This is a genomic window from Delftia sp. HK171 (assembly GCF_001886655.1).
Lineage (GTDB): Bacteria > Pseudomonadota > Gammaproteobacteria > Burkholderiales > Burkholderiaceae_C > Comamonas > Comamonas acidovorans.
The window spans coordinates 2,184,122-2,205,790 of the sequence record NZ_CP018101.1; the positions used below are offsets into that span (position 1 = coordinate 2,184,122).

General features: G+C 67.5%; 20 protein-coding genes. 12 read left to right on the top strand and 8 right to left on the bottom strand.

The window, feature by feature from the left end; translation table 11 throughout:
• The first annotated feature begins 25 nt into the window (after positions 1-25).
• Both BO996_RS09910 and BO996_RS09915 read left to right on the top strand, forming a co-directional pair.
• On the top strand, positions 26-1,006 hold the full coding sequence (locus tag BO996_RS09910; RefSeq protein ID WP_071954642.1) for a tripartite tricarboxylate transporter substrate binding protein: 981 nt from the start codon (positions 26-28) through the stop codon (positions 1,004-1,006).
• A 104-nt stretch (positions 1,007-1,110) separates the two neighbouring features.
• Positions 1,111-2,433, top strand: coding sequence for a glycerate kinase type-2 family protein (locus BO996_RS09915; protein WP_071954643.1), 1,323 nt, complete (start codon positions 1,111-1,113; stop codon positions 2,431-2,433).
• A 40-nt stretch (positions 2,434-2,473) separates the two neighbouring features.
• Here BO996_RS09915 and BO996_RS09920 read toward each other — a convergent pair whose 3' ends face one another.
• The 3 genes from BO996_RS09920 to BO996_RS09930 all read right to left on the bottom strand — a co-directional run bounded on the left by BO996_RS09920 (position 2,474) and on the right by BO996_RS09930 (position 4,738).
• The gene (locus BO996_RS09920; protein WP_071954644.1) at positions 2,474-3,397 is read right to left on the bottom strand and encodes a Fic family protein; all 924 of its coding nucleotides are present in this window, start codon (positions 3,395-3,397) and stop codon (positions 2,474-2,476) included.
• Positions 3,387-3,725, bottom strand: coding sequence for an antitoxin VbhA family protein (locus BO996_RS09925; RefSeq protein ID WP_232240506.1), 339 nt, complete (start codon positions 3,723-3,725; stop codon positions 3,387-3,389). The genes BO996_RS09920 and BO996_RS09925 overlap by 11 nt, the downstream gene beginning before the upstream one ends.
• A gap of 95 nt (positions 3,726-3,820) precedes the next feature.
• Complete coding sequence (locus BO996_RS09930; RefSeq protein WP_013803709.1) at positions 3,821-4,738, bottom strand: LysR family transcriptional regulator; 918 nt, start codon at positions 4,736-4,738, stop codon at positions 3,821-3,823.
• 121 nt (positions 4,739-4,859) lie between these two features.
• Here BO996_RS09930 and gcl point away from each other — a divergent pair, with 121 nt between their 5' ends.
• The 3 genes from gcl to glxR all read left to right on the top strand — a co-directional run bounded on the left by gcl (position 4,860) and on the right by glxR (position 8,532).
• Positions 4,860-6,650: a glyoxylate carboligase gene (gene gcl, locus BO996_RS09935; RefSeq protein ID WP_012204040.1), complete on the top strand. Its 1,791-nt coding sequence runs from the start codon at positions 4,860-4,862 to the stop codon at positions 6,648-6,650.
• 115 nt (positions 6,651-6,765) lie between these two features.
• Positions 6,766-7,566, top strand: coding sequence for a hydroxypyruvate isomerase (gene hyi / locus BO996_RS09940; protein WP_012204041.1), 801 nt, complete (start codon positions 6,766-6,768; stop codon positions 7,564-7,566).
• A gap of 51 nt (positions 7,567-7,617) precedes the next feature.
• Positions 7,618-8,532 carry a 2-hydroxy-3-oxopropionate reductase gene (glxR, locus tag BO996_RS09945; RefSeq protein WP_043824000.1) on the top strand — a complete coding sequence of 305 codons (915 nt, stop codon included), beginning with the start codon at positions 7,618-7,620 and terminating at the stop codon, positions 8,530-8,532.
• Positions 8,533-8,628: 96 nt separating this feature from the next.
• Here the strand turns inward: glxR and ggt are convergent, their stop codons facing one another.
• A complete protein-coding gene (ggt, locus tag BO996_RS09950; RefSeq protein ID WP_071954645.1) occupies positions 8,629-10,449 on the bottom strand; it encodes a gamma-glutamyltransferase in 1,821 nt (606 codons plus the stop codon).
• A 339-nt stretch (positions 10,450-10,788) separates the two neighbouring features.
• On the opposite strand from ggt, the gene uraH reads away from it, so the two are divergent.
• Positions 10,789-11,139: a hydroxyisourate hydrolase gene (gene uraH / locus BO996_RS09955; protein WP_012204044.1), complete on the top strand. Its 351-nt coding sequence runs from the start codon at positions 10,789-10,791 to the stop codon at positions 11,137-11,139.
• Between the two features lie 106 nt (positions 11,140-11,245).
• Here uraH and BO996_RS09960 read toward each other — a convergent pair whose 3' ends face one another.
• A complete protein-coding gene (locus BO996_RS09960; RefSeq protein ID WP_013803705.1) occupies positions 11,246-11,635 on the bottom strand; it encodes a DoxX family protein in 390 nt (129 codons plus the stop codon).
• 318 nt (positions 11,636-11,953) lie between these two features.
• Between BO996_RS09960 and BO996_RS09965 the strand changes: the two genes are divergently transcribed.
• Entirely contained in the window at positions 11,954-12,538 is a 585-nt protein-coding gene (locus BO996_RS09965) for a BPSL1445 family SYLF domain-containing lipoprotein (protein ID WP_013803704.1), read from the top strand.
• A 66-nt stretch (positions 12,539-12,604) separates the two neighbouring features.
• Here BO996_RS09965 and BO996_RS09970 read toward each other — a convergent pair whose 3' ends face one another.
• Complete coding sequence (locus tag BO996_RS09970) at positions 12,605-12,934, bottom strand: Arc family DNA-binding protein (protein ID WP_012204047.1); 330 nt, start codon at positions 12,932-12,934, stop codon at positions 12,605-12,607.
• Positions 12,935-13,027: 93 nt separating this feature from the next.
• On the opposite strand from BO996_RS09970, the gene BO996_RS09975 reads away from it, so the two are divergent.
• Positions 13,028-13,417 carry a hypothetical protein gene (locus BO996_RS09975; protein ID WP_043824006.1) on the top strand — a complete coding sequence of 130 codons (390 nt, stop codon included), beginning with the start codon at positions 13,028-13,030 and terminating at the stop codon, positions 13,415-13,417.
• Between the two features lie 33 nt (positions 13,418-13,450).
• On the opposite strand, the gene BO996_RS09980 is transcribed toward BO996_RS09975, so the two are convergent.
• Positions 13,451-13,939, bottom strand: coding sequence for a hypothetical protein (locus BO996_RS09980; RefSeq protein WP_065346741.1), 489 nt, complete (start codon positions 13,937-13,939; stop codon positions 13,451-13,453).
• 130 nt (positions 13,940-14,069) lie between these two features.
• Here BO996_RS09980 and xdhC point away from each other — a divergent pair, with 130 nt between their 5' ends.
• Both xdhC and BO996_RS09990 read left to right on the top strand, forming a co-directional pair.
• The gene (gene xdhC, locus BO996_RS09985) at positions 14,070-14,954 is read left to right on the top strand and encodes a xanthine dehydrogenase accessory protein XdhC (protein WP_071954646.1); all 885 of its coding nucleotides are present in this window, start codon (positions 14,070-14,072) and stop codon (positions 14,952-14,954) included.
• Between the two features lie 186 nt (positions 14,955-15,140).
• A complete protein-coding gene (locus BO996_RS09990) occupies positions 15,141-16,472 on the top strand; it encodes a urate hydroxylase PuuD (protein ID WP_071954647.1) in 1,332 nt (443 codons plus the stop codon).
• 97 nt (positions 16,473-16,569) lie between these two features.
• On the opposite strand, the gene BO996_RS09995 is transcribed toward BO996_RS09990, so the two are convergent.
• A complete protein-coding gene (locus BO996_RS09995) occupies positions 16,570-18,453 on the bottom strand; it encodes an EAL domain-containing protein (RefSeq protein ID WP_071954648.1) in 1,884 nt (627 codons plus the stop codon).
• A gap of 140 nt (positions 18,454-18,593) precedes the next feature.
• On the opposite strand from BO996_RS09995, the gene BO996_RS10000 reads away from it, so the two are divergent.
• Together BO996_RS10000 and BO996_RS10005 are read left to right on the top strand one after the other, a co-directional pair.
• Positions 18,594-19,229 carry a Crp/Fnr family transcriptional regulator gene (locus BO996_RS10000; RefSeq protein WP_013803698.1) on the top strand — a complete coding sequence of 212 codons (636 nt, stop codon included), beginning with the start codon at positions 18,594-18,596 and terminating at the stop codon, positions 19,227-19,229.
• A 120-nt stretch (positions 19,230-19,349) separates the two neighbouring features.
• A complete protein-coding gene (locus tag BO996_RS10005; protein WP_071954649.1) occupies positions 19,350-21,632 on the top strand; it encodes a sensor domain-containing diguanylate cyclase in 2,283 nt (760 codons plus the stop codon).
• Positions 21,633-21,669 lie beyond the last annotated feature (37 nt).

Genomic DNA, 21,669 nt, shown 5'->3' on the forward strand with positions numbered 1-21,669 from the left:
CAAAAGAAAAGACAGGAGACAAACCATGAACCGCATCACCAGGGTTGCCGCCGCGTGCGCGCTGGCCGCCGCCGCCATTCCAGCCGCCATGTCTTCGGCCTGGGCCCAGGCCTGGCCGGCGCGCCCGGTCAACCTCATCGTGCCGTTTCCCGCAGGCGGCACCACCGATGTGCTGGCACGTGCGCTGGGCCAGGAGCTGTCCAAAAGCCTGGGCCAGCCCGTGGTCGTGGAAAACCGCCCCGGCGCGGGCGCCACCCTGGGCGCCGACCATGTGGCCAAGGCGAAACCTGACGGCTACACCCTGCTCATGGGCGCCGTGCACCACACCATTGCCACCAGCGTCTACCGCAGGCTGGGCTATGACTTCCAGAAGGACCTGGCGCCCATCACCGTGGTGGCCGTGGTCCCCAATGTGCTGGTGGTCAATCCGCAGGTGCCCGCCAAAACCGTGCAGGAGCTGCTGGCCCAGGCCCGGGCCCAGCCCGGCAAGCTGGCCTATGGCTCCAATGGCGCGGGCACGGGCCAGCACCTGATCGGCGCGCAGTTCGAGTCCATGGGCGGCGTGCAGCTGCTGCACGTGCCCTACAAGGGCAGCGGGCCGCTGACCACGGATCTGCTGGGTGGGCAGATCGCCATGTCCTTCGATACCGTCACGCCTGTGCTGCCCCACATCAAGGCTGGCAAGCTGCGCGCGCTGGCCGTGACCACGGCCAGGCGCTCGGTGGCCCTGCCCGATGTGCCCACGCTGGACGAGGCCGGCCTCAAGGGCTTTGACATGGGCACCTGGTTCGGCGTGCTGGCACCGGCCGCGACGCCCAGGGATGTACTGGCGCGGCTGGGCGCGGACATGAACCGCATCATCGAGTCGCCGCAGTTCCGCAGGAAGATGGAAGAGATAGGCGCCGAGCCCATCGGAGGATCACCCGAGCAGATGGCTCGCCAGATTCGCGACGACACCGACCGCTTCGCCAGGCTGGTCAAGGATGCCAAGGTGGCCCTGGATTGAGTTGAGTTGGCGCGAGGAACGAGGCCGGGCGAATCAGTTGTGACTTGACCGCATGCCACCGCCGGTGCAGGAAATTCCATAATGCCCGGCGGAGACAACACACCATGACCAGCACCACGGACCTGCACCTCACCGATCCCCAAGCCTTTCTGCTCGACCTCTACCGCGCTGCGGTCAAGGATGCGCAGCCCCTGTACAGCATGGCCCAATGCCTGCCAAAGCCTCCCAAGGGCCGCACCCTGGTGCTGGGCGCGGGCAAGGCCGGCGGCTCCATGGCCCAGGCGCTGGAGGCGCTGTGGCCAGCGGACGCGCCGCTGTCCGGCCTCGTGGTCACGCGCTACCACCACATCCCGCCGCGCCCCGAAGGCCTGGCGCAGCGCATCGAAGTGGTCGAGGCCGCCCACCCCGTGCCCGATGCGGCAGGCCTGGCCGCCGCCGAGCGCATCCTCGCGCTGACCGAAGGGCTGACCGAGGACGACCTCGTGCTGTGCCTGATCTCGGGCGGCGGCTCGGCCCTGCTGACCCTGCCGGCCGAAGGCATCGACCTGGAGGAAAAGCAGCGCATCAACCGCGCCCTGCTGGAAAGCGGCGCCGCCATCGGCGAGATGAACTGCGTGCGCAAGCACCTGTCGCGCATCAAGGGCGGGCGCCTGGGCGCGGCCTGCGCACCCGCGCGCGTGGTCACGCTGACCATCAGCGACGTGCCGGGCGACGACCCCTCCATCATCGCCAGCGGCCCCACCGTGCCCGATGCCAGCAGCTGCGCCGACGCGCTGGCCATCCTCACGCGCTACCGCATCGACGTGCCTGAATCCGTGCGCCGCGAGCTGGAGGCGGGCGAGCTGGAAACACCCAAGCCCGGCGACGCGCGCTTCGACGGCCACGAGGTCCACATGATCGCCACGCCCCAGCACTCGCTGGAGGCGGCCGCACGCGTGGCCGAGGCGGCGGGCCTGCGCACCCATGTGCTGTCCGACGAGATCGAGGGCGAATCGCGCGAAGTCGCCAAGGTCCACGCCGCCCTGGCGCGCGCCGTGGCCCGACACGGCCAGCCGTTTGCGAAGCCCTGCGTGATCCTGTCCGGCGGCGAGACCACGGTCACCATCCGGCAGCGCCCGGCCGGCACGCCCAAGGGGCGCGGCGGGCGCGCGGGCGAGTTCTGCATGGGCCTGGCCCAGGCCCTGCAGGGGCAGGAGAAGGTCTGGGCGCTGGCGGCCGATACCGATGGCATCGATGGCGTGGAGGACAACGCGGGGGCGCGCGTGTCACCGGATACGTTGGCGCGGGCCCAGGACCAGGGCATGCGGATTGCCGAGTACCTGGACCGCAATGATGCGTATGGGTTCTTTGATGCGCTGGGGGATCTGGTGGTGACCGGGCCCACGCATACCAACGTGAATGACTTCCGGGCGATTCTGGTGCTTTGAGCGGGTTCGGCCCCTTGCCACAGCGGCGCGTGCCTGCGCTTCACCCTTCGTGGCTGCGGACGAAGTGCACGGTCTCCCCGGCATTCAGGCAGTTCTGAACATGGTTCATGACTGACTGAATGCCGACTTTCTGCGCCTCGGGATGGCCCGGCATCTGCGAGGCCAGGCGGGTCGCTGCTGCATGCACGGTCTTGTATGCCGCTTCCAGCTCGGGATGCTCGCTCAACGCTTCCCGCTCGTTCAGTTGCTCAAAGGCCACTGCGCGGCTCGGACGTACTGCGTCGCGCAGCAAGTCGGGCAGGGCGGGATGGACTTTCAGCCGGTCCTGCGTGCGCAGGATTTTTCGCATGGTGTTTTCGTGCTGCACGTGCGGCTTCGCCAGCTCGTTCACGCTGCGGTCGCGTGCGATATAGAGAAGATCACGCCCGGTCTCACTGTGTCCGAATCGTGCCCAATCGACCTCATATCCAGCTTCCCTGGCGAGCTGCCTGGTGAAGGTGCGAAGCGTTCGGCTGTTGCCATCGCTGAATGGATGGGCATAGTCCAACTCGATGTACATCCTGGCAAGCCGTGCCGTGAATTCAGCGGTCTTCAAGCCGCGCAGCTCGTCGGGGCTGGCTTCTTCGAGGGCCTTGTCGAGTCTGGCCATGGCCGCGTCGTCCATGCGTGAATAGACGACATGGAAAGTGCCTCCCATGGTCGATAGGCCGCGCTGCTTCATCCAGTCCTGGCCATGGGGCACCTGTGTTCTGAATTCGCCAGGCGTGACCTCGTGGAAGCCGGCGTCCGGCAAGTCCTGAAAGAGGCGATGGTGGACTGCCTTCAGGTGCGCGGCGTCGAAGCTGCCGCGCACAGGCTCCAGCTCCAGCTCGACAAGCCGTTTGAATGTGTGATCGGCTTCGAGTTGCTGACGCTGCGCTGCAGTCAACGTGCTCGCGGATGCAGGCGGGAACTCATCGCGCATTGACCTTCACCTGGACGAAATCGGCAAGCTGGATATCACCCCGGATGAATTGGCGTGCGCCGGTCTCAGCAGCTTCGGAAGGCATGAAGCCTTCCAGTCCGATGGACGCGCGGGCGAAGTTGACGGCTGCTTCGCGCCGACGTTTCTCCGTTGCGGAAATGGCGGCGTTCACAGGGCCGCTGACGCGCTCACGCGACTGGTTGACATAGGCGCGCATCAACTCGCGCAGCACCTGTGCTGCGGGGCGGTTTTCCAGCAAGGCAGCGTCGGCAAACTCCGAGCGCAGTTCGGGCTCGACACGAAATGTCATTTGCACTTCTTTGGACATGGCGGTCACCTCGCAAGACGGAAATCAGACATGCCGTTCGGGCGGCATTCTTCTCAATGTACATACATTGCATTGCCAATGCGCAGCGCCTGGCCTCACGCCCCGCGCGGCAGCGTCTCCCACCACTCGGCATCGAACCGCCCCTGCAGGAAGGCGATGAAGGACTGCACCTTCTGCGGCACCAGGCGCGGCGAGGGGTAGACGGCGTGGATTTCCTGCTCGGGCAGGCGGCAGGTCTTGAGGACTTCGACCACGCGGCCGGCTTCCAGGGAGTCGTGGGCCACGTAGCGGGGCAGGGCGGCGATGCCCATGTGCGAGCGTGAGGCCGCCAGCAGGGCCGAGAGGTTGTTGGAGCGCAGCCGGCCCGTGACTGCCACCGAGACCGGCTCTCCGCTGGCGTTGCGCAGGCGCCAGATGTCGTTGCCCTGCACGCTGCTGTAGATCAGCGTGGCATGTTCCTTGAGGTCGGAGGGGCGGCGCGGCGTGCCGCGCTTGCGCAGGTAGGTGGGCGAGGCCACCAGCACCCAGGGGTTCACGCCCAGCGTGCGTGCGCCCAGGCTGGAGTCGGCCAGCTTGCCCAGGCGCAGGGCCACGTCGATGCCGTTGGCCACCAGGTCGGTGTAGCGGTCCTCGAAGCTCAGGTCGACCTGCACCTGGGGGTTGTGCGCCATGAACTCCAGCGCCAGCGGTATCAGCACGCGCCGGCCAAAGGCCACCGAGCTACCAATGCGCAGCTGGCCCTGCACCTGGGTCTGGCGCACCTGGACCACCTTGTCGGCCTCGGCCACGTCGTTGACGATGGCCTTGCATTTCTCGTAGTACAGCGCGCCCGCTTCGGTCAGGCTCACGCCGCGCGTGTTGCGGTTGAGCAGGCGCACCTTCAGGCGCGCTTCCATGGCTGCGATCTGCTTGGTGACCGTGGGCTGCGTGGTGGCGAATTCGTGCGCGACCTTGGTGAAGCTGCTGGTCTCCACCACGCGCACGAACATGTGCATGGCATCGAGTCTGTCCATGGCGCTGTCTCCTTTTTCATTGGTAGTTATTCCTGTGCGGAATAAATTTTATGGTCTGCGCAGGCGTTCCGCCAATCGGCCTGTCTGCCTAGAGTTGACTCCAATTTGAAGGAGACCTCCCATGGCAAAAATGAAAGCAATCGAAGCCGCAGTCCGCGTGCTGGAAAAAGAAGGCGTGACCGTCGCATTCGGCGTTCCCGGTGCCGCCATCAACCCGCTGTACGCAGCGCTCAAGGACCATGGCGGCATCGGCCACATCCTGGCGCGCCACGTCGAAGGCGCAAGCCACATGGCCGAGGGCTACACCCGCGCCGTGGCCGGCAACATCGGCGTGTGCATCGGCACCAGCGGCCCGGCCGGCACGGACATGATCACGGGCCTGTACTCGGCCAGCGCGGATTCGATTCCGATTCTCTGCATCACGGGCCAGGCGCCGCGCTCGCGTCTGCACAAGGAAGATTTCCAGGCCGTGGACATTGCCTCCATCGCCAAGACAGTGACCAAGTGGGCCACCACGGTGCTGGAGCCGGCCCAGGTGCCGCGCGCCTTCCAGCAGGCCTTCCACCTGATGCGCTCGGGCCGCCCCGGCCCCGTGCTGATCGACCTGCCCATCGACGTGCAGCTGGCCGAGATCGAGTTCGACATCGATACCTACGAGCCCCTGCCGGTCTACAAGCCGGCTGCCACGCGCAAGCAGGTGGAAAAGGCCATCGCCATGCTCAACGAGTCCGAGCGCCCGCTGCTGGTCTCGGGCGGCGGCGTGATCAATGCCGACGCTTCCGAGCTGTTGGTGGAGTTTGCCGAGCTGCTGGACGTGCCCGTGATTCCCACCCTGATGGGCTGGGGCACCATTCCCGATGACCATCGCCTGATGGCCGGCATGTGCGGCCTGCAGACCAGCCACCGCTACGGCAATGCCACCATGCTGGCCTCCGACTTCGTGCTGGGCATTGGCAACCGCTGGGCCAACCGCCACACGGGCTCGGTCGAGGTCTACACCAAGGGCCGCAAGTTCGTGCACGTGGACATCGAGCCCACGCAGATCGGCCGCGTGTTCGCGCCCGACTACGGCATCGTCTCGGACGCGGGCGCTGCGCTCAAGCTCTTCGTGGAGGTGGCGCGCGAGTGGAAGGCGGCTGGCCGCCTGAAGGACCGCAGCGGCTGGGTGGCCGAATGCCAGGCCCGCAAGAACAATGTGGAGTACCTGCGCAAGACCAATTTCGACAACGTGCCCATGAAGCCGCAGCGCGTCTACCAGTGCATGAACCGCAGCCTGGACAAGGACACCTGCTATGTCTCCACCATCGGCCTGTCGCAGATTGCCGGCGCGCAGTTCCTGCATGTCTACAAGCCGCGCAACTGGATCAACTGCGGCCAGGCCGGCCCGCTGGGCTGGACCGTGCCGGCCGCCCTGGGCGTGCGCGTGGCCGACCCGGCCCGCAAGATCGTGGCGCTGTCGGGCGACTATGACTTCCAGTTCATGATCGAGGAGCTGGCCGTGGGTGCGCAGTTCAAGCTGCCCTACATCCATGTGCTGGTCAACAACAGCTACCTGGGCCTGATCCGCCAGGCGCAGCGCGCCTTCTCCATCGACTACTGCGTGCAACTGGCCTTCGACAACATCAATGTCGACGACAAGGAAGAGTCCAAGGGCTATGGCGTGGACCACGTCAAGGTGGTCGAGGGCCTGGGCTGCAAGGCCATCCGCGTGCACCGTCCCGAGGACTTCGCGCCCGCCATGCAGCAGGCCGAGGCCTGGATGGCAGAGCACCGCACGCCGGTCGTCGTCGAGGTCATCCTGGAGCGCGTGACCAACATCTCCATGGGCGCCGAGATCGACAACGTGATCGAGTTCGAGGACCTGGCCGCAGCGCCGGCCGACGTGCCCAGCGCGCTTGCACTGCTGGATTGACCGGCCCGCCACGGCACATCGCACGGCATTGCACTGCACTGCTTTTTCTATCGGCGGGGCACCCTGCGTGCCCTGCCGCTCCCAACCCACCAAACGACTACCGGAGACTTCTGACATGCCCCGTTTTGCTGCCAACCTCAGCATGCTGTTCACCGAGGTGCCCTTCCTCGACCGCTTCGAGCGCGCGGCGCGCGCCGGCTTCGAGGCCGTGGAATTCCTGTTTCCCTACGCCCACACGGTCGAAGAGATCAAGGAGCGCGTGGACGCCCACGGCCTGCAGATCGTGCTGCACAACCTGCCGGCCGGCGACTGGGATGCGGGCGAGCGCGGCATTGCCTGCCACCCCGACCGCGTGGACGAGTTCCGCGCCGGCGTGGCCAAGGCCGTGACCTATGGCCATGCGCTGGGCGTGCCCCAGCTCAACTGCCTGGCCGGCAAGGCGCCTGCCGGTGCCGATGCCGCGCTGCTGCGCCGCACCTTCGTGGACAACCTGCGCTTTGCCGCATCGGCGCTGAGCGCGGCCAATCTGCGCCTGCTGATCGAGCCCATCAACCCCTTCGACATTCCCGGCTTCTACCTGAACCGCACGGACGAGGCCCTGTCCATCCTCGACGAGGTGGGCGCGCCCAACGCCTTCGTGCAGTACGACATCTACCACGCGCAGCGCACCGAGGGCGAGCTGGCGGCCACGCTGCAAAAGCACCTGGCGCGCATCGGCCACGTGCAGCTGGCCGACAACCCGGGCCGCAACGAGCCGGGCACGGGCGAGATCAACTACCCCTTCCTGTTCGCGCACCTGGACCGCATCGGCTACCAGGGCTGGGTGGGCTGCGAGTACAAGCCCGCGCGCGATACCGAATCGGGCCTGGGCTGGCTGGACGCCCACACCAGCGTGCGCGCGGCAGTCGCCGCCTGAGCGCCGCCGGAGTTTTTTTCAGCTTTTCAAAAACGACAAGGAGTACACAGCATGAATGCATCCTCTCTCAAGCTTGGTTTCGTGGGCCTGGGCATCATGGGCGCGCCCATGGCGGGCCACCTGCTCACGGCCGGCCACCAGCTGTTCGTGAACACCCTGGGCAAGATCCCCGCGCAGATCGCCGAGAGCAGCGCCACCCAGTGCACCACGGCGCGCGGCGTGGCCGAGCGGGCCGACATCATCTTCCTGATGCTGCCCGACACGCCCGATGTCGAGAAGGTGCTGTTCGGCGAGGACGGCGTGGCCGCCGGCCTCAAGGGCAGCAGCGGCAAGGTGGTGGTGGACATGAGCTCCATCTCGCCCGTGGCCACCAAGGACTTCGCTCGCCGCATCGAGGCCATCGGCGCCCAGTACCTGGATGCGCCGGTCTCCGGCGGCGAGGTGGGCGCCAAGAACGCCACCCTGTCCATCATGGTCGGCGGCCCCGAGGACGTGTTCGCGCGCGTCAAGCCGCTGTTCGAGCGCATGGGCAAGAACATCACCCTGGTGGGCGGCAACGGCGACGGCCAGACCGCCAAGGTGGCCAACCAGATCATCGTGGCGCTGAACATCGAGGCCGTGGCCGAGGCCCTGCTGTTCGCGTCGCGCGCCGGCGCCGACCCGGCCCGCGTGCGCGAGGCGCTGCTGGGCGGCTTTGCCTCGTCCAAGATCCTGGAAGTGCATGCCGAGCGCATGATCAAGCGCACGTTCGATCCGGGCTTCCGCATCTCGCTGCACCAGAAGGACCTGAACCTGGCCCTGAGCAGCGCGCGCCAGCTCGGCGTGTCCCTGCCCAACACCGCCCAGGCCCAGGAGCTGTTCAACAGCTGCGTGGCCCACGGCGGCGCGAACTGGGACCACTCGGGCATGGTGCGTGCGCTGGAGATCCAGGCCAACTTCGAAGTGGGCCAGAAGGTCCAGGACTGATGGCCGGCCTTTGAGACAACGATTGGTGGGAGGGCGGCCTTGCGCCGCCCTGTTGTGAAAAGCCGCGCTCGGCAACGGGCGCGGCTTTTTCTTTCTTCAATATCCCAGTGTCTGCCCGTCGGGGTTGCGCGGGTCGGAGGCGCCGTAGAGCATGCCGTCGCGCAGCTCGATGGTCTGCGTGCGGCCCATCGACGCCTTCACGGCAACGTTGTGGCCGCGCGACTTGAGCAGGGCCACGGTGTCGGGGCTGATGCCCTTTTCCACGCGCAGCTCATCGGGCGTCCACTGGTGGTGAAAGCGCGGCGTGGCGGCGGCCTCGGCCGGGTTCATGCCGAAGTCGATGGTGTTGACCACGGTCTGCAGCACGGTGGTGATGATGCGTGCGCCGCCGGGGCTGCCGGTGACCAGAACGGGCTTGCCGCCCTTGAGCACCATGGTCGGCGTCATCGACGACAGAGGGCGCTTGCCTGCGGCCACCGCATTGGCATCGCCGCCGACCAGTCCATACGCGTTGGCCACGCCGGGCTTGGCCGAGAAATCGTCCATCTCGTTGTTGAGCAGGATGCCCGTGCCCTTGGCCACGATGCCGCTGCCGAAGTTGGTGTTCAGCGTATAGGTCACGGCCACGGCGTTGCCCGCCTTGTCCACCACCGAGTAGTGCGTGGTCTGGTCGCTCTCGTAGGGCTGGGGCTTGCCGGGCCGGATGTCCTTGCCGGCGCGCGCCTGGTAGGGGTCGATGCCGGCGGCCAGTGCCTCGGCATAGCGCTTGGAGGTCAGGCCCTTGAGCGGCACGGTCACGAAGTCGGGATCACCCAGGTATTCGGCACGGTCGGCATAGGCCAGCTTCATGCTTTCCGCCATGTAGTGGATGCTCTGCGCGCTGTTGACGCCCCACTGGTTCATGGGCCAGCGTTCCATCATGTTGAGGATCTGGATCAGGTGGGCACCGCCGGAGGACGGTGGCGGCATGGTCACGATCTCGTAGCCGCGGTAGGTGCCGCGCAGAGGCTCGCGCTCGGCGACCTTGTAGCTCTTGAGGTCCTGCAGCGAGAGGGCGCCTGCATGCGGCGCCATCTCGGCCGCGATCTTGCGGGCGATGGAGCCTTCGTAGAACACCTTGGAGCCCTGCTGGCCGATCAGGCGCAGCGACTGCGCCAGGTCCTTTTGCACCAGGCGGTCGCCGCGCTTGAGGGGCTCGCCGTTGCGCCAGAAGATGGCCTGGGTGGCGGGCCACTGGCCCATGTTCTTCTTTTCCTGCTCCAGGATCTTGGCCAGGGTCTCGCTGACCGTAAAGCCCTTGTCGGCCAGCTTTGCGGCCGGCGCAATCACCGTGGACAAGGGCAGCGATCCCCATTTCTTCAATGCATGCTCCATGCCGGCCACGGTGCCGGGCACGCCCACGGCGTAGTGGGTGTAGAGCGATTTGCCGTCGATGACCTTGCCATCCGCACCCACGTACATGTCGCGCGTGGCCTTGGAGGGCGCGACCTCGCGGAAGTCCAGCGCAATGTTCTTGCCGCTCTTGGCGTCATGCACCACCATGAAGCCGCCGCCGCCGATGTTGCCTGCGTTGGGCAGGGCCACGGCCAGCGCAAAGCCCATGGCCACGGCGGCGTCCACCGCATTGCCGCCGGACTTCAGGATCTGCAGGCCGATGCGCGAGGCCAGCTCCTGCTCGCTGGCCACCATGCCGCTCCTGCCCACGACGGGATGGAACACATCCATGTCGAAGTCATAGGCGGCGCTGGCGGCCTGGGCCGCGTTGCTCTGCGTGATGGGCGCCGCTGCCGGGGCAGGCGCTGCGGCCACGGGTGCTGGCGCCGCCGAAGCCGCGGGCGGCTGCGTGCTGCTGCAGGCGGCCAGGCTGGCAATGGCCAGCGCCAGGCTGGTTGCAAGCAAGGGGGAGCGAAGTTGCATCGGTATCTCCTTGGCAGATGAAACAGTGGAACAGTGGAAAAAGAGCGCGCGTCCTGTGCCGCCCTGTGTGCGCCGGCCGGAGGGTCCTGCGGCCGGGGCGGCGGCGGACCACAGTGTAGAAGCATGGCGTCGGCAGGCTTCCCGCGCGCCGGCCCGGGCGCCGAAAGTGCGGGTATCTGCCTAGGCGTCGGCTGTGCAACGCCCTTCAAGGGCGTACAAAAACTGTATACACTTTGCGAATGCAGGGCAGGGCCGCGAGTGCTGTCGCGCGCCGCGCTCCGTGCATTGACCAACCAATGACAACCGGGCGGGCCAGCTCCCGCCGCACAGGAGATTTCCATGGGCCTGAGCACCCACGTCCTCGACACCATGAACGGCTGCCCCGCAGCCGGCATGGCTGTCGCGCTGTATTCCACCGATGGCGACCAGGCCACGCTGATCAAGAGCCTGGTGCTCAACCACGACGGCCGCACCGATGCGCCGCTGTTCGACAACAACAGCCTCAGGACCGGCACCTACCGCCTGACCTTCGACGTGGCGGCCTACTTCAAGGCCCGTGGCGTGCAACTGCCGGAGCCCAACTTCCTCAACAAGGTGAGCCTGGACTTCGGCGTGGCCCATGCCGACCAGCACTACCACGTGCCCCTGCTGGTCAGCCCCTGGAGCTATTCCACGTACCGGGGCTCCTGAGCCCTGCTGCAGGCAGGCTGTCGGGGGATGGCCTGGAGTGAGCCCTGAAACGAAAAACGGCCCGCATTGCGGGCCGTTGCTTTTGGGGCTCCAGCAAGCGTGCGGGCTACTTGCCCTTGGAATGCCCCATGGCCACGACCAGGGCCGTGATGAAGAAGAAGGCCTGCAGCTCCAGCGCCCAGCCTCCCGAGCTGTGCAGCTGCATCACCTGGCCCGTGTGCACCAGCGCAAAGGCCACGACCATGTTGATCGCAATCACCAGCGCCGCAGGCACCACCCACAGGCCGACCAGTAGCAGCAGCGGCGCCACCACCTCACCCAGATAGACCGCATAGGCCAGCCAGCCCGGTGCGCCCGTGGACTCCACCATGCGCTCGATGCTGCCTATGCCGTAGCGCAGCTTGGCCCAGCCGTGAAAAAGCAACAGGACCGCGAGCGTGACGCGCAGCAGCACCATGGCTGCCTGGGGATGGTGAAAGTGGCTCCAGAACTTCATGAACTCCCTCGGTGTGGATAGGCCCGGTGGGCCGGGTGTTGCTGTGCGTGCATTCTGGCATCAGCGCGCTTTCGGTGTCGGCTGTGGCGGCCCGGCACGGGATTTTCAGACATTTCCTGCGGGCCTGTAGTCCTATGGCGCAACTTGTGACATGTCTCATCACAAGTACCGCAAAGCCGCCTAGCATCATCCCCAGCCTGTCTCAGAAACGGTTTGCGAGCACTGGAAGGGGTGCCCGGGACCGTGAGGCAAGGTGATCAATCCAATGAACCGATGGGGTCTCCCCAAAACGTCCAATCAAGAAAGGCAGGTTTTCCCATGCGTCAGTTTTCTTTGCGTACCGTCGTGATGGCCACTGCACTGGCGGCCGGCAGCATTGCCATGGTCGGCTGCACGACCACCAAGCCGGAAACCCAGTCCGCGCCGCGCGCTGATGCCACCACCGTCAATGCGCGCGCCAACGCTGCGCTGGAGCGGCTGTACCAGACGGCGCCAGGCTCCAAGGAAATGGTGGCCCGCTCCAAGGGCGTGCTGATCTTCCCCTCGGTGATCGGCGGCAGCTTCGTCATCGGTGTCGAGCATGGCCGCGGCGTTCTGCGCGTCGGCGGCCAGAACAAGGGCTACTACAGCACGACAGGCGCCTCGGTGGGCTGGCAGGCCGGTGGCCAGTCCAAGGCTGTGATCTATGTGTTCAACACCCAGGAAGCGCTGGACAAGTTCCTGGCCAGCGAGGGCTGGTCCGTGGGCGCCGATGCCACGGTGGCCGCAGGCAAGGTGGGCGCCAATGGCAGCGTGGACACCACGACCGCCCAGGGCCCCGTGACCAGCTATGTGCTGACCAATGCGGGTCTGGAAGCCGGCGTGTCGCTGCAGGGCTCGAAGATCACCAAGGTGGTCGAGTGATCCCGGCCCTGAGGGGCCTTTGAACGAAACCGGCCTGCGGGCCGGTTTTTTCTTTGTGCGGTTGTCTCAGTCGGCGCCAGCGGCGCCGTCTTCATTGGCGCTGCCCGGCGCAGCGGGCGGGAGCACGGCCTGCTCTATGCGTTCGAGGCGCTTTTCGATGCGCTCCACGGCCTCGGCGCTCATCTTGATGTCGTAGATGCTCACGGGCTCCTCGCATTCCAGCGCAGGGTCCGTCGCGGCCGACAGGCGGCCGAGCAGAGGGGCCTCGAACGTGGTCTGCAGCCGGGCCACGACTTCGGCGTTCATGGAACGGCCGGTGCGCTTGGCTGCCTCCTCGACGAGGTCCTTGAGTTCCTGCGGCAGGCGCAGCTTGTACTGAGGATCGGTCTGTTTCATCGCCGGCAATCATGGACCGGAAAGGTATTGACTGCAAGGGACCTGAAAGGTATTGTTGCTTCGGGACCAGCACGGTCCCGCGCAAGGGGAGCCATGAAGACAGTCAACCCATCGGGCCGCAGTCACCGAAGATATTCACCACAGCACCAGGAGGTGCTGGCGGTCGATGCGCTGTGCCACATGGGCGCGGCCCTGGGCGTGCTGGAGCTGCATGCAGAGCGCGCCGGCTCGGCCATGGTGTGTGCCGCGCGTGATTTGCTGCGCGGCTACCACGCCAGCGCTGACCAGGCGGTAGCCAGCCTGCAGGCCGGCGACCGTGCGGCAGGCGTGCTGCCGCAGATGTCGCAGGACCTGGGCTATGCCATCGAGGTCATCGACCGCGTGAACGACGATGCCCCGGAGGACCTGGTGCTCTATGCCGTGACCTGCCTGCTCAGAAGCGCCAGGAGCTTTGCCGACGGCCAGCCGCGTGAATCTGCCTGAACCGGCATGAGCCAGCCTTTGGCGGCCTGAGGCTCAGAGCTGGCCTTCGGTCAGCGTGTCGAGCTGGAAGCGGCCGGACTTGTCCCAGAGCCAGGTATCGGTATAGGTGATGCGGGCGGCGCCGGCCGGGGCGGGGAAGGGCGCGGCGGCGCGCACCAGGCGCTCGATCTCGCTCACCACTTCGGGGGCATGGCTGGGCGCGCGCATCCAGTGCAGGCGCTGGACCTGGCCGTTGCGGTCGATCTGCACCTGCAGCACGCCGATGGCGTAGAGCATGGGCGGCAGCTGGCCCTTGTAGATGCGCTCGGCATTGCGCGCGTACAGATGGTTGGCCGCCACCTTGCGGTACTGCAGCTGTGCGCTGGAGGTGGCCTCGTCGGGGCGCGGGCCGGGGCCGGGTGGCGACTTGCAGGCCGTGACCAGGGAGGCAATGGCGGCCATCAGCCCCGCCCACAGCCAGGGACGGCCGGAACGTGGCTTTTGCACGGAACTGTGCTGAGAGGAATCGGGGGAATCGGGCATGATTGCGAGCGTATCCTGAAACGCTGCGGCACCGGCAGTCGGAGCGCAAAACTCAAGTGCCGCAGCGGAAAATCCCGCAACAAATTCCAACGAAGCCCGCAGGCGCCACGACGGGCTGTCAGGTGCGCCCATGTGGAGTGACACGTTCAAGAAAGTCGAGCAGGGCCTTGCGCAGGGGCCGCTGTGCTGGGTCGAGGTGATGGAGTCGCGCGGCTCGGTGCCGCGCGAGCGTGGCGCCTGGATGGCCGTGTTTGCCGACCGCGTGGCCGGCACCATTGGCGGCGGGCGCCTGGAGTTCGACGCCATCGACCGCGCGCGCAGCCTGCTGCGCGACGCGGCGCTTCAGGCCGGATTGCCCGGACAGCCTGGGCAGGCCGGTCCCGCCCTCGCCGAGCACCAGCACCGCTATCCGCTGGGCCCCAGCCTGGGCCAGTGCTGCGGCGGCGTGGTGATGCTGAGGTTCGTGCTGGTGCCCCAGGGCCGCATGGACATGCTGCGCGAGCGGCTGCAGCCGCCGCGCGACTGCGTGGCGCTGTTCGGCGCAGGCCACGTCGGCCATGCGCTGGTGCGCCTGCTGTGCAATCTTCCCTACCGCGTGATGTGGGTGGACAGCCGCGATTCGGTCTTCCCCGAGGAGGAGCACGAGCTCGTGCAGTGTGAATACTCTGATCCCGTGCAGTCCGCCGTGGCCGACCTGCCCACCGGCTCCCAGGTGCTGATCATGAGCTTCAGCCATGCCGAGGACCTGGAGGTGGTCGCCCAATGCCTGAGCCGCCAGCGCCAGCACGGCGACCTGCCCTATGTGGGCCTGATCGGCAGCGCCACCAAATGGGCCACCTTCCGGCGCAGGCTGCGCGAGCGTGGTTTCAGCGATGCGGAGCTGGACCATGTGACATGCCCCATCGGCGTGCCCGGCATCAAGGGCAAGGAGCCTGAGGTGATCGCGGTGGCCGTGGCAGCGCAGCTGCTGCAGCGGCGCAGCGCCGCGCCTGCGCAGAATCAGGGAAATCTCTAGTGAATTGATGTCGCGCAAGCCGGCTGGCTGTCGAAAAATTGCATACACTTTGTGTCTACGAAATGGTCGCAGCGGTGCACCGGCGGTATATCTACCGGGTGCGCGGCCTTTTTCTTCTGCTCAGAGCGCCCGCAGTGGTGAGCAGGTTGAACACCGGCGGCCCCCACGCTGCCAAGGTTGAGAGCTATGGAAAGCTACATTCTCGACTGGGCCAACCTGCTGTTGCGGTGGCTCCACGTCATTACGGCCATCGCCTGGGTCGGTTCCTCCTTCTATTTCGTCTTCCTCGACAGCAGCCTGACGCCGCCTGTCGATGAAGACCTCAAGAAGCAGGGCGTCAGCGGCGAACTCTGGGCCGTGCACGGCGGTGGGTTCTACCACCCCGTCAAGTTCAATGTCTCCCCGCCCAAGCTGCCGGACCACCTGCACTGGTTCTACTGGGAAAGCTACACCACCTGGCTCAGCGGCTTTGCGCTGCTGACGGTGTCGTATCTGTGGAACGCCAAGATCTACCTCGTCAATCCGGCCGATCCCAACGCCATGGGCTCGGCTGCGGCCATTGCCTCGGCCCTGGCCTTCCTGGTCGTGTTCTGGCTGCTGTACGACGGCATCTGCCGCGTCTTCGGCCAGAAGAAGAACGGCGACGCCACGGTGGGCGCCATGGTGCTGGTGCTGGTGTGCATCGCGGCCTTCCTGGCCTGCCACATCTTCCCGGGCCAGGCCGCCTTCCTGCTGATGGGTGCCATGCTGGCGACCTCGATGAGCGCCAACGTGTTCTTCTGGATCATCCCCGGCCAGCGCACGGTGGTGAAGGCCCTGAAGGAAGGCCAGCCCGTGGACCCCATCCACGGCAAGCGCGGCAAGCAGCGCAGCGTGCACAACACGTACTTCACGCTGCCGGTACTGTTCGCCATGCTGTCCAACCACTACGGCTGGCTGTACAGCCATGAGCTGAACTGGCTGGTGCTGATCCTGATGATGTTCGCGGGCGCTGCCATCCGCCAGTTCTTCGTGATGCGCCACGGCTTCAAGCTGGGCCGCAATGCCCATCCCTGGCCCTACGCCTTGGTCGGCGTGCTGGTGCTGATCGGCACGGCCGTCTGGCTCAAGCCTGCACCGGCGCCTGCCGCCGCCCCTGTGTCTGCGCCTGCCGCAGCCCCCGCACCGGCTCCCGCCGCCGTGCAGGCGCCTGCTGGTGCCGAGCCCGCTGCGACGGCGGCGCCCGGTGCCGAAGCCGCTGCACCCGTTGCGGCCGCTGCTCCCGCCGCCGACGGCGCCGTGGGCTACGCCCAGATGGCGCCCTTCTTCCAGCAGCATTGCGTGGTCTGCCACGGTGCCGCCCTGCAGCAAAAGAATGTGCGCCTGGACTCGCCTGAGCAGGTCAAGGCCCACGCCCAGCAGATCTACCAGCAGGTGGTGCAACTGCGCAAGATGCCCTTTGGCAATCCGGGTGCCCTGAACGATGACGAGCGCAGCATGGTCAAGCGCTGGTACGAGTCTGGTGCATCGGTGAACTGATCGCTGGGCCGCGCCCAGACGCTGTCGGCGTTTGCTGTCAGCGTTCGGCGGCCAGCCACCAGCCCGCAGCCTCGCAAGAGCCTGCGGGCTTTCTGTTTCAGGCAGGCCAGGCCGCTGCGGTGCCGTGCAGGGCCGGGCGCCGCGCTTCATCGCGCGGCGTGTGCAGCGCGATGGCGCCGCGCCCCGGCAGGCTTTGCGCCTTGGCCTGCTGCTTGGCCAGGGCCGCGAGATTGGCGATGTCCTCGGGTGCCAGCACGCTGCCCGGCGTGACGCGCACCACGCCGATGGACAGCGTGGTGCAGGCAAAGAATCGCCGGATGCCGTGGCGGTCCTCGGCCCAGATGCCTCCGGCCTCGCGCGCCTGGTCGTCGAACAGCTGGCGCGCCTCGCTGGCGAAGGCTCCCACAATGCCTTCGCAGCGCCGCTGCCAGTCCTCGCTTTGCAGCAGCAGCATGAAGTCGTCCCCGCCCACATGGCCAACGAAGTCGCGCCGCGCATCGCAGTGCGCCACGGCCAGCCGCGCCACCAGGCGGATCATCTGGTCGCCGCGCCAGTAGCCGTAGTGGTCGTTGAAGGGCTTGAAGTGGTTGAGGTCGGCGTAGCAGGCCACGAAGCCGGCGCCGCTGTCCAGCAGTCGCTGCATGTGCAGGCTGATGGGGATGTTGCCGGGCAGGAAGGTCAGCGGGTTGGCGTGGCGCGCGGCCTCGATGCGGGCTTCGGTCACGCGGCGCACCAGCTGCTCGCCCGTGCCCAGGCCCACATAGCGGCCGTTGTCGGTGACGATGAAGCCGTCGCTCAGGTAGCGCTGGTCCTGCGAGGTCAGGATGCCCACGAGCTGGTCCACATCGCAATCGAGCTCCACGATGCGCGGCTGCACGTTGGCAAAGGCCAGGCAGGGCTTGCGCCCGTGCACTTCGCGGAAGTACAGCGTGGCGTAGTGGTTCATGAACTGCTGGCGGTTGATGAGCGCCAGCGGCCGGCCGGCCTCCACGACGGCAATGGCATGCAGCTGCTGGCCGGCCTGGAACAGCTCGGCCACCTCGTCGTTGCTGGCCGTGGGCACCACGCAGGGCGCCTGCATCACCATCAGATTGCGCAGCACCCCCGGGCGCGCGCTGTGTCCCTGGTGGGGCAGCACGGCCACGCGCGGGTCCTGCGCCACGCTGCGCGCCTGCGTGCTGATCTGGGGCTGGGCGGTTTCGGCAGGGCGGCCCAGCAGCCAGCCCTGGCCATATGGAATGCCCAGGTCGCGCAGGGTGCGCAGCTCATCCTCGGTCTCTATGCCTTCGGCGATCAGCGTGGTGCCGAAGACCTCGGCAATGCCCTTGATGGCCTGCAGCAACTGCAGCGTGGCCGGGCGCTGCTCGATCTGGTGGATGAAGTATTTGTCGATCTTGACGAAGTCGGGCTTGGCCTCGGACCACAGGCGCAGGCTGGATCGGCCGTCGCCAAAGTCATCCAGCGCCAGGCGCGCGCCCGTGGCATGCACGGCCTTCACGGCGGCGCAGACGGCGGGCATGTCGGTCACATGGTCGTGTTCGGTGATCTCCACCACCAGGGAGCGGGCCTGCACGCCGAAGCTGCGCACCGTGTCCCCGACCATGCCGGGGCCGCAGACCCCCACGGCCTGCACCAGCGCCTGGGCGCTGAGGTTGACGAACAGCCGGCCCGGCGCACTCTGCCGGCCCCAGTCCTGCAGCGCCACGCAGACCGCCAGCAGCTCGAATTCCCGAAGAATGCCCTCGGCCGCAGCGCCCTTGAGCAGGGCGTCGGGCGTATGCAATGGCATGTCCCGAGGGCCGCGGATCAGCGCCTCATGCGCATAGATGCTGGCGCTGCGCAAGTCGGCCAGCGGCTGGAAGACGCAGTACAGGCCGCCCGCGCGCATGAGCTGCGCCACGGGGCCTGCGCCGGACCGCACGGCGGCGGAGAGCACGGCCGCGGCAGCGGGCAGGCTGGCGAGCATCTGGGGATCGATCATGGGCTCAACTTTTCAGTTGGATACATTACGTTTCACTGGTGACATTCTTGTGACAAGTATGCCGCCTGCGGACCGGTGTGCTGGCGGTGGATTGACATGGCTCAAAACGCGGCGGGAGCAAAGCCGGCAAAGTTGCATGCATGTTCGCCCTGTCTTCCTTGCAAGCTTTCGCCTTCGCGCCGGGTTCCGCCCAGGTGTTGGCCGCGGGTACCTGGCTCAGGCTGCGTCGGCAGTCGCCGGATACGGTGATGTATCTGGAGCGCGGTCGCGTGCTCCTGGGCATAGGCCAGGGTGGGCAGATGCGCCACCAGCTCGGTGTCGTGGAGGGACCAGCCTGGCTGGATGCGGCCTTTGTGCTGCAGCGGCGCGGCAGCAGCCTGGACATGCTGGCCGACAGCGATGTCCGCGTGCAGCAACTGCCCCAGGCCGACTTCCTGAAGGCCGTCTCGCAGCTGCCTTCGCCCGCCCAGCAACTGCTGCAGGACATGGCCCAGGCCTACTGCGCGCAGACCGAGCTGGCGGTGAGCCGCCTGTCCAAGGACGCCGAGGCGCGCTGCGCCCAGTGGCTGCTGCGCCATGCCATGCCGCACGAAGCTGGCGGCCTGCGCGTGACGCTGCACCTGCGCAAGCGGCTCATCGCCGCCCAGCTCGGCATTGCGCCCGAGACCTTCTCGCGCGTGCTGCGCCAGTTGCGTGAGCACGGGCTCATCGCGGGCCGGGGCAATGTCATTGATCTGCCCAAGCCGGCGGCCCTCGAAGTGCTCGCAGTAGGCTGATTCCCACGCCGCTGACGGGTGCCGGCCTGCAAGCGCCGGGCCTTGCGGGGCGGGGTATCCACTGGTTCGCGGGTTCCACCCAGTGGGACGGCTTTCGGGCCTGCATATATTGATGGCGTCATGTCACTGGACGCCCGCCGATCTCCCTTTTTCCAGGCACTGCTGGCATCCCAGGATGCTCCGCAGCTGCCGGATTCACCCTCGCGGCCGCGCGCGGCCACAGGCTGGGGCGCCATGCGCTGCACGGTGCTGGCGCTGGCCGCTGCGGCCGTGCTGCTGGCGGGCCTTGGCAGTGCCTGGTGGGTCTCGCACAACATGCGCCAGCAGACGCTGGAGCGCGCCATGGCCCGGCAGGCCGACGAGGTCGATACCGTGGCGCGCATGCTGGCTGCGCGGCTGGAGCAGCAGCAGCGCCTGCTGTGGGTGCTGGCCCAGGGCATTGCCGACCAGGGCAGCGACCCGAGCCGGCTGATGGGCGAGATGCTGCGCGGAGACGCATCCGTGCGGCTGTTCGACACCCTGCAACTGGCCGACGCGCGTGGCCAGCTGCAACTCAGCCTGCGCGGCGGCCGTTCAGAGCCCCTGGTCGATCTGGACGAAGGCGTGCGCGACGTGATGCGGCGCAGCCTGGCCGATGGCCGGCCCGTGGTCTCCACCATGGTGCGCAAGGGAGCCGATCCCGGAATGATGGAGTTGCTGTACGCCGTGCCGCTGCGCACCGGCAACGGCACGGTCAGCGGCGTGCTGTCGGCCGGCGTGCGCATGTCTGCCCAGGCCCTGCTGCCGCCCAGCATCGATCCCTCGCGCTCCGGCGGGCGCCTGCTGGTCATGCAGCGCGACGGGCAGATCCTGGCCCACTCCGACCCCTCGCGCTGGTCGGCACGCGCCGAGGCCGAGCCCGGCCTGGGCGCGGACTGGCTGCAGGACCCCGCGGCCGGCGCAGTGCAGGTGGGCCCCGACACCCAGCGGCGCGCAGGCTATCTGGTGACGACGGCAGGCATGCCGCTGCCGCAGTGGCTGGTGGTCAGGATCACCCCCGAGGAAGCCATCGCACCCAGCCTGGCGCCGCGCGTGCTGTGGTGGCTGCTGGCCGTCGTGGCCGGTGTCGCTGGCCTGCTGGTCCTGCTGCTGATTCTGGTCACCGAACCCATGGCGGCCCTGCACCGCACTGCACGCCAATGGCTGGCGAGCCAGGGAAGGCTGATGGCCGAGGAGCCCGATCCCGCGCCCGAACCCGAGCCGGGCCATGCCGAGGAAGGCGGCTGGCGCATGCCCTGGACCCATGCCTGGGGCGAAGCCTCCACGCTGTGGCAGGCCCTGCATCGCCTGGGGCAGATGGGGCAGGAGCAGGCGCACGAGGTCGGCCGGCTGCAACTGCAGCTGCAGACGCTGATGGACTACGCGCCCGTGGGCCTGGTGGTCACGCGGTCGGCGCATCTGGAGCTGGTGGGCCTGCAGGCCGCGCGCATGCTCGGCTACCCGCCGCGCGAGCTGCAGGGGCAGGCGATACGCCAGCTGTGCGCCTCCGACGCGGCGCACATCCAATTGCTGGAGCGCGTGCGCAAGGACCTGGACATGTACGGCCAGTTCGACAGCGAGCAGTGCTTTGTCCGCAAGGACGGCCGCCCCATCTGGGTGCGCCTGCACGGCCAGAGCCTGCAGCGCCTGCAGCGCGGCCTGGAGCCGCGCGCCGTGGTGCCGGCAGACCCCACCCTGGTCTGGGTGGTCGAGGACGTGACCATGCAGCGACTGGTGCGCGAGCAGCCGGGCTGGAAGGCCATGCACGATCCGCTGACCCTGCTGCCCAATCGCGAGGCCTTTGCCATGCGCCTGCATGAATGGCTGCAGGAATGCAGTGCCGCCCAGCGCCGGCCGGCCGAGGCGCTGCAGCAGGGTGAATCCGCCCTGCTGCACAGCGACAACACCGCCGTCGCCACGGTCGAGGAGGCGCAAGAGGCGGAGGAAGAGGCGGAGGAGGAGACCGTCGGCCTGCAGCAGCATGGCGTGATCCTGTTCCTGGACCTGGACCACTTCGCCCACGTCAACCAGCAGGGCGGCCATGCGGCGGGCGACGAGGTGCTGTGCCACATGGCCCGGCTGATCGACAGCGTGGTCCGGCCGCTGGGCTGGGTGGCGCGCCTGGGCGGTGATGAATTCGCCGTGCTGCTGGCGGGCACCTCGGCGGAGCAGGGCATGCTGCTGGCGCAAAGCCTGTGCATGGCCGTGCAGGACTGGGAAGGCGCGCACGAGGGCCAGCGCTACCTGATGGGCGCCAGCGTCGGCATGGTGGTGCTCGATGCCCGCCAGCACACGGTCAGCAGCGCGCTGCGCTCGGCCGACATGGCCTGCTATGCGGCCAAGCGCAAGGGCCGCAACCGCGTCGAGGTGCTGGAGGCCGCCTGAGCGCCGGGGCCGTGCCTCACTCGAAGGATTCGCTGAA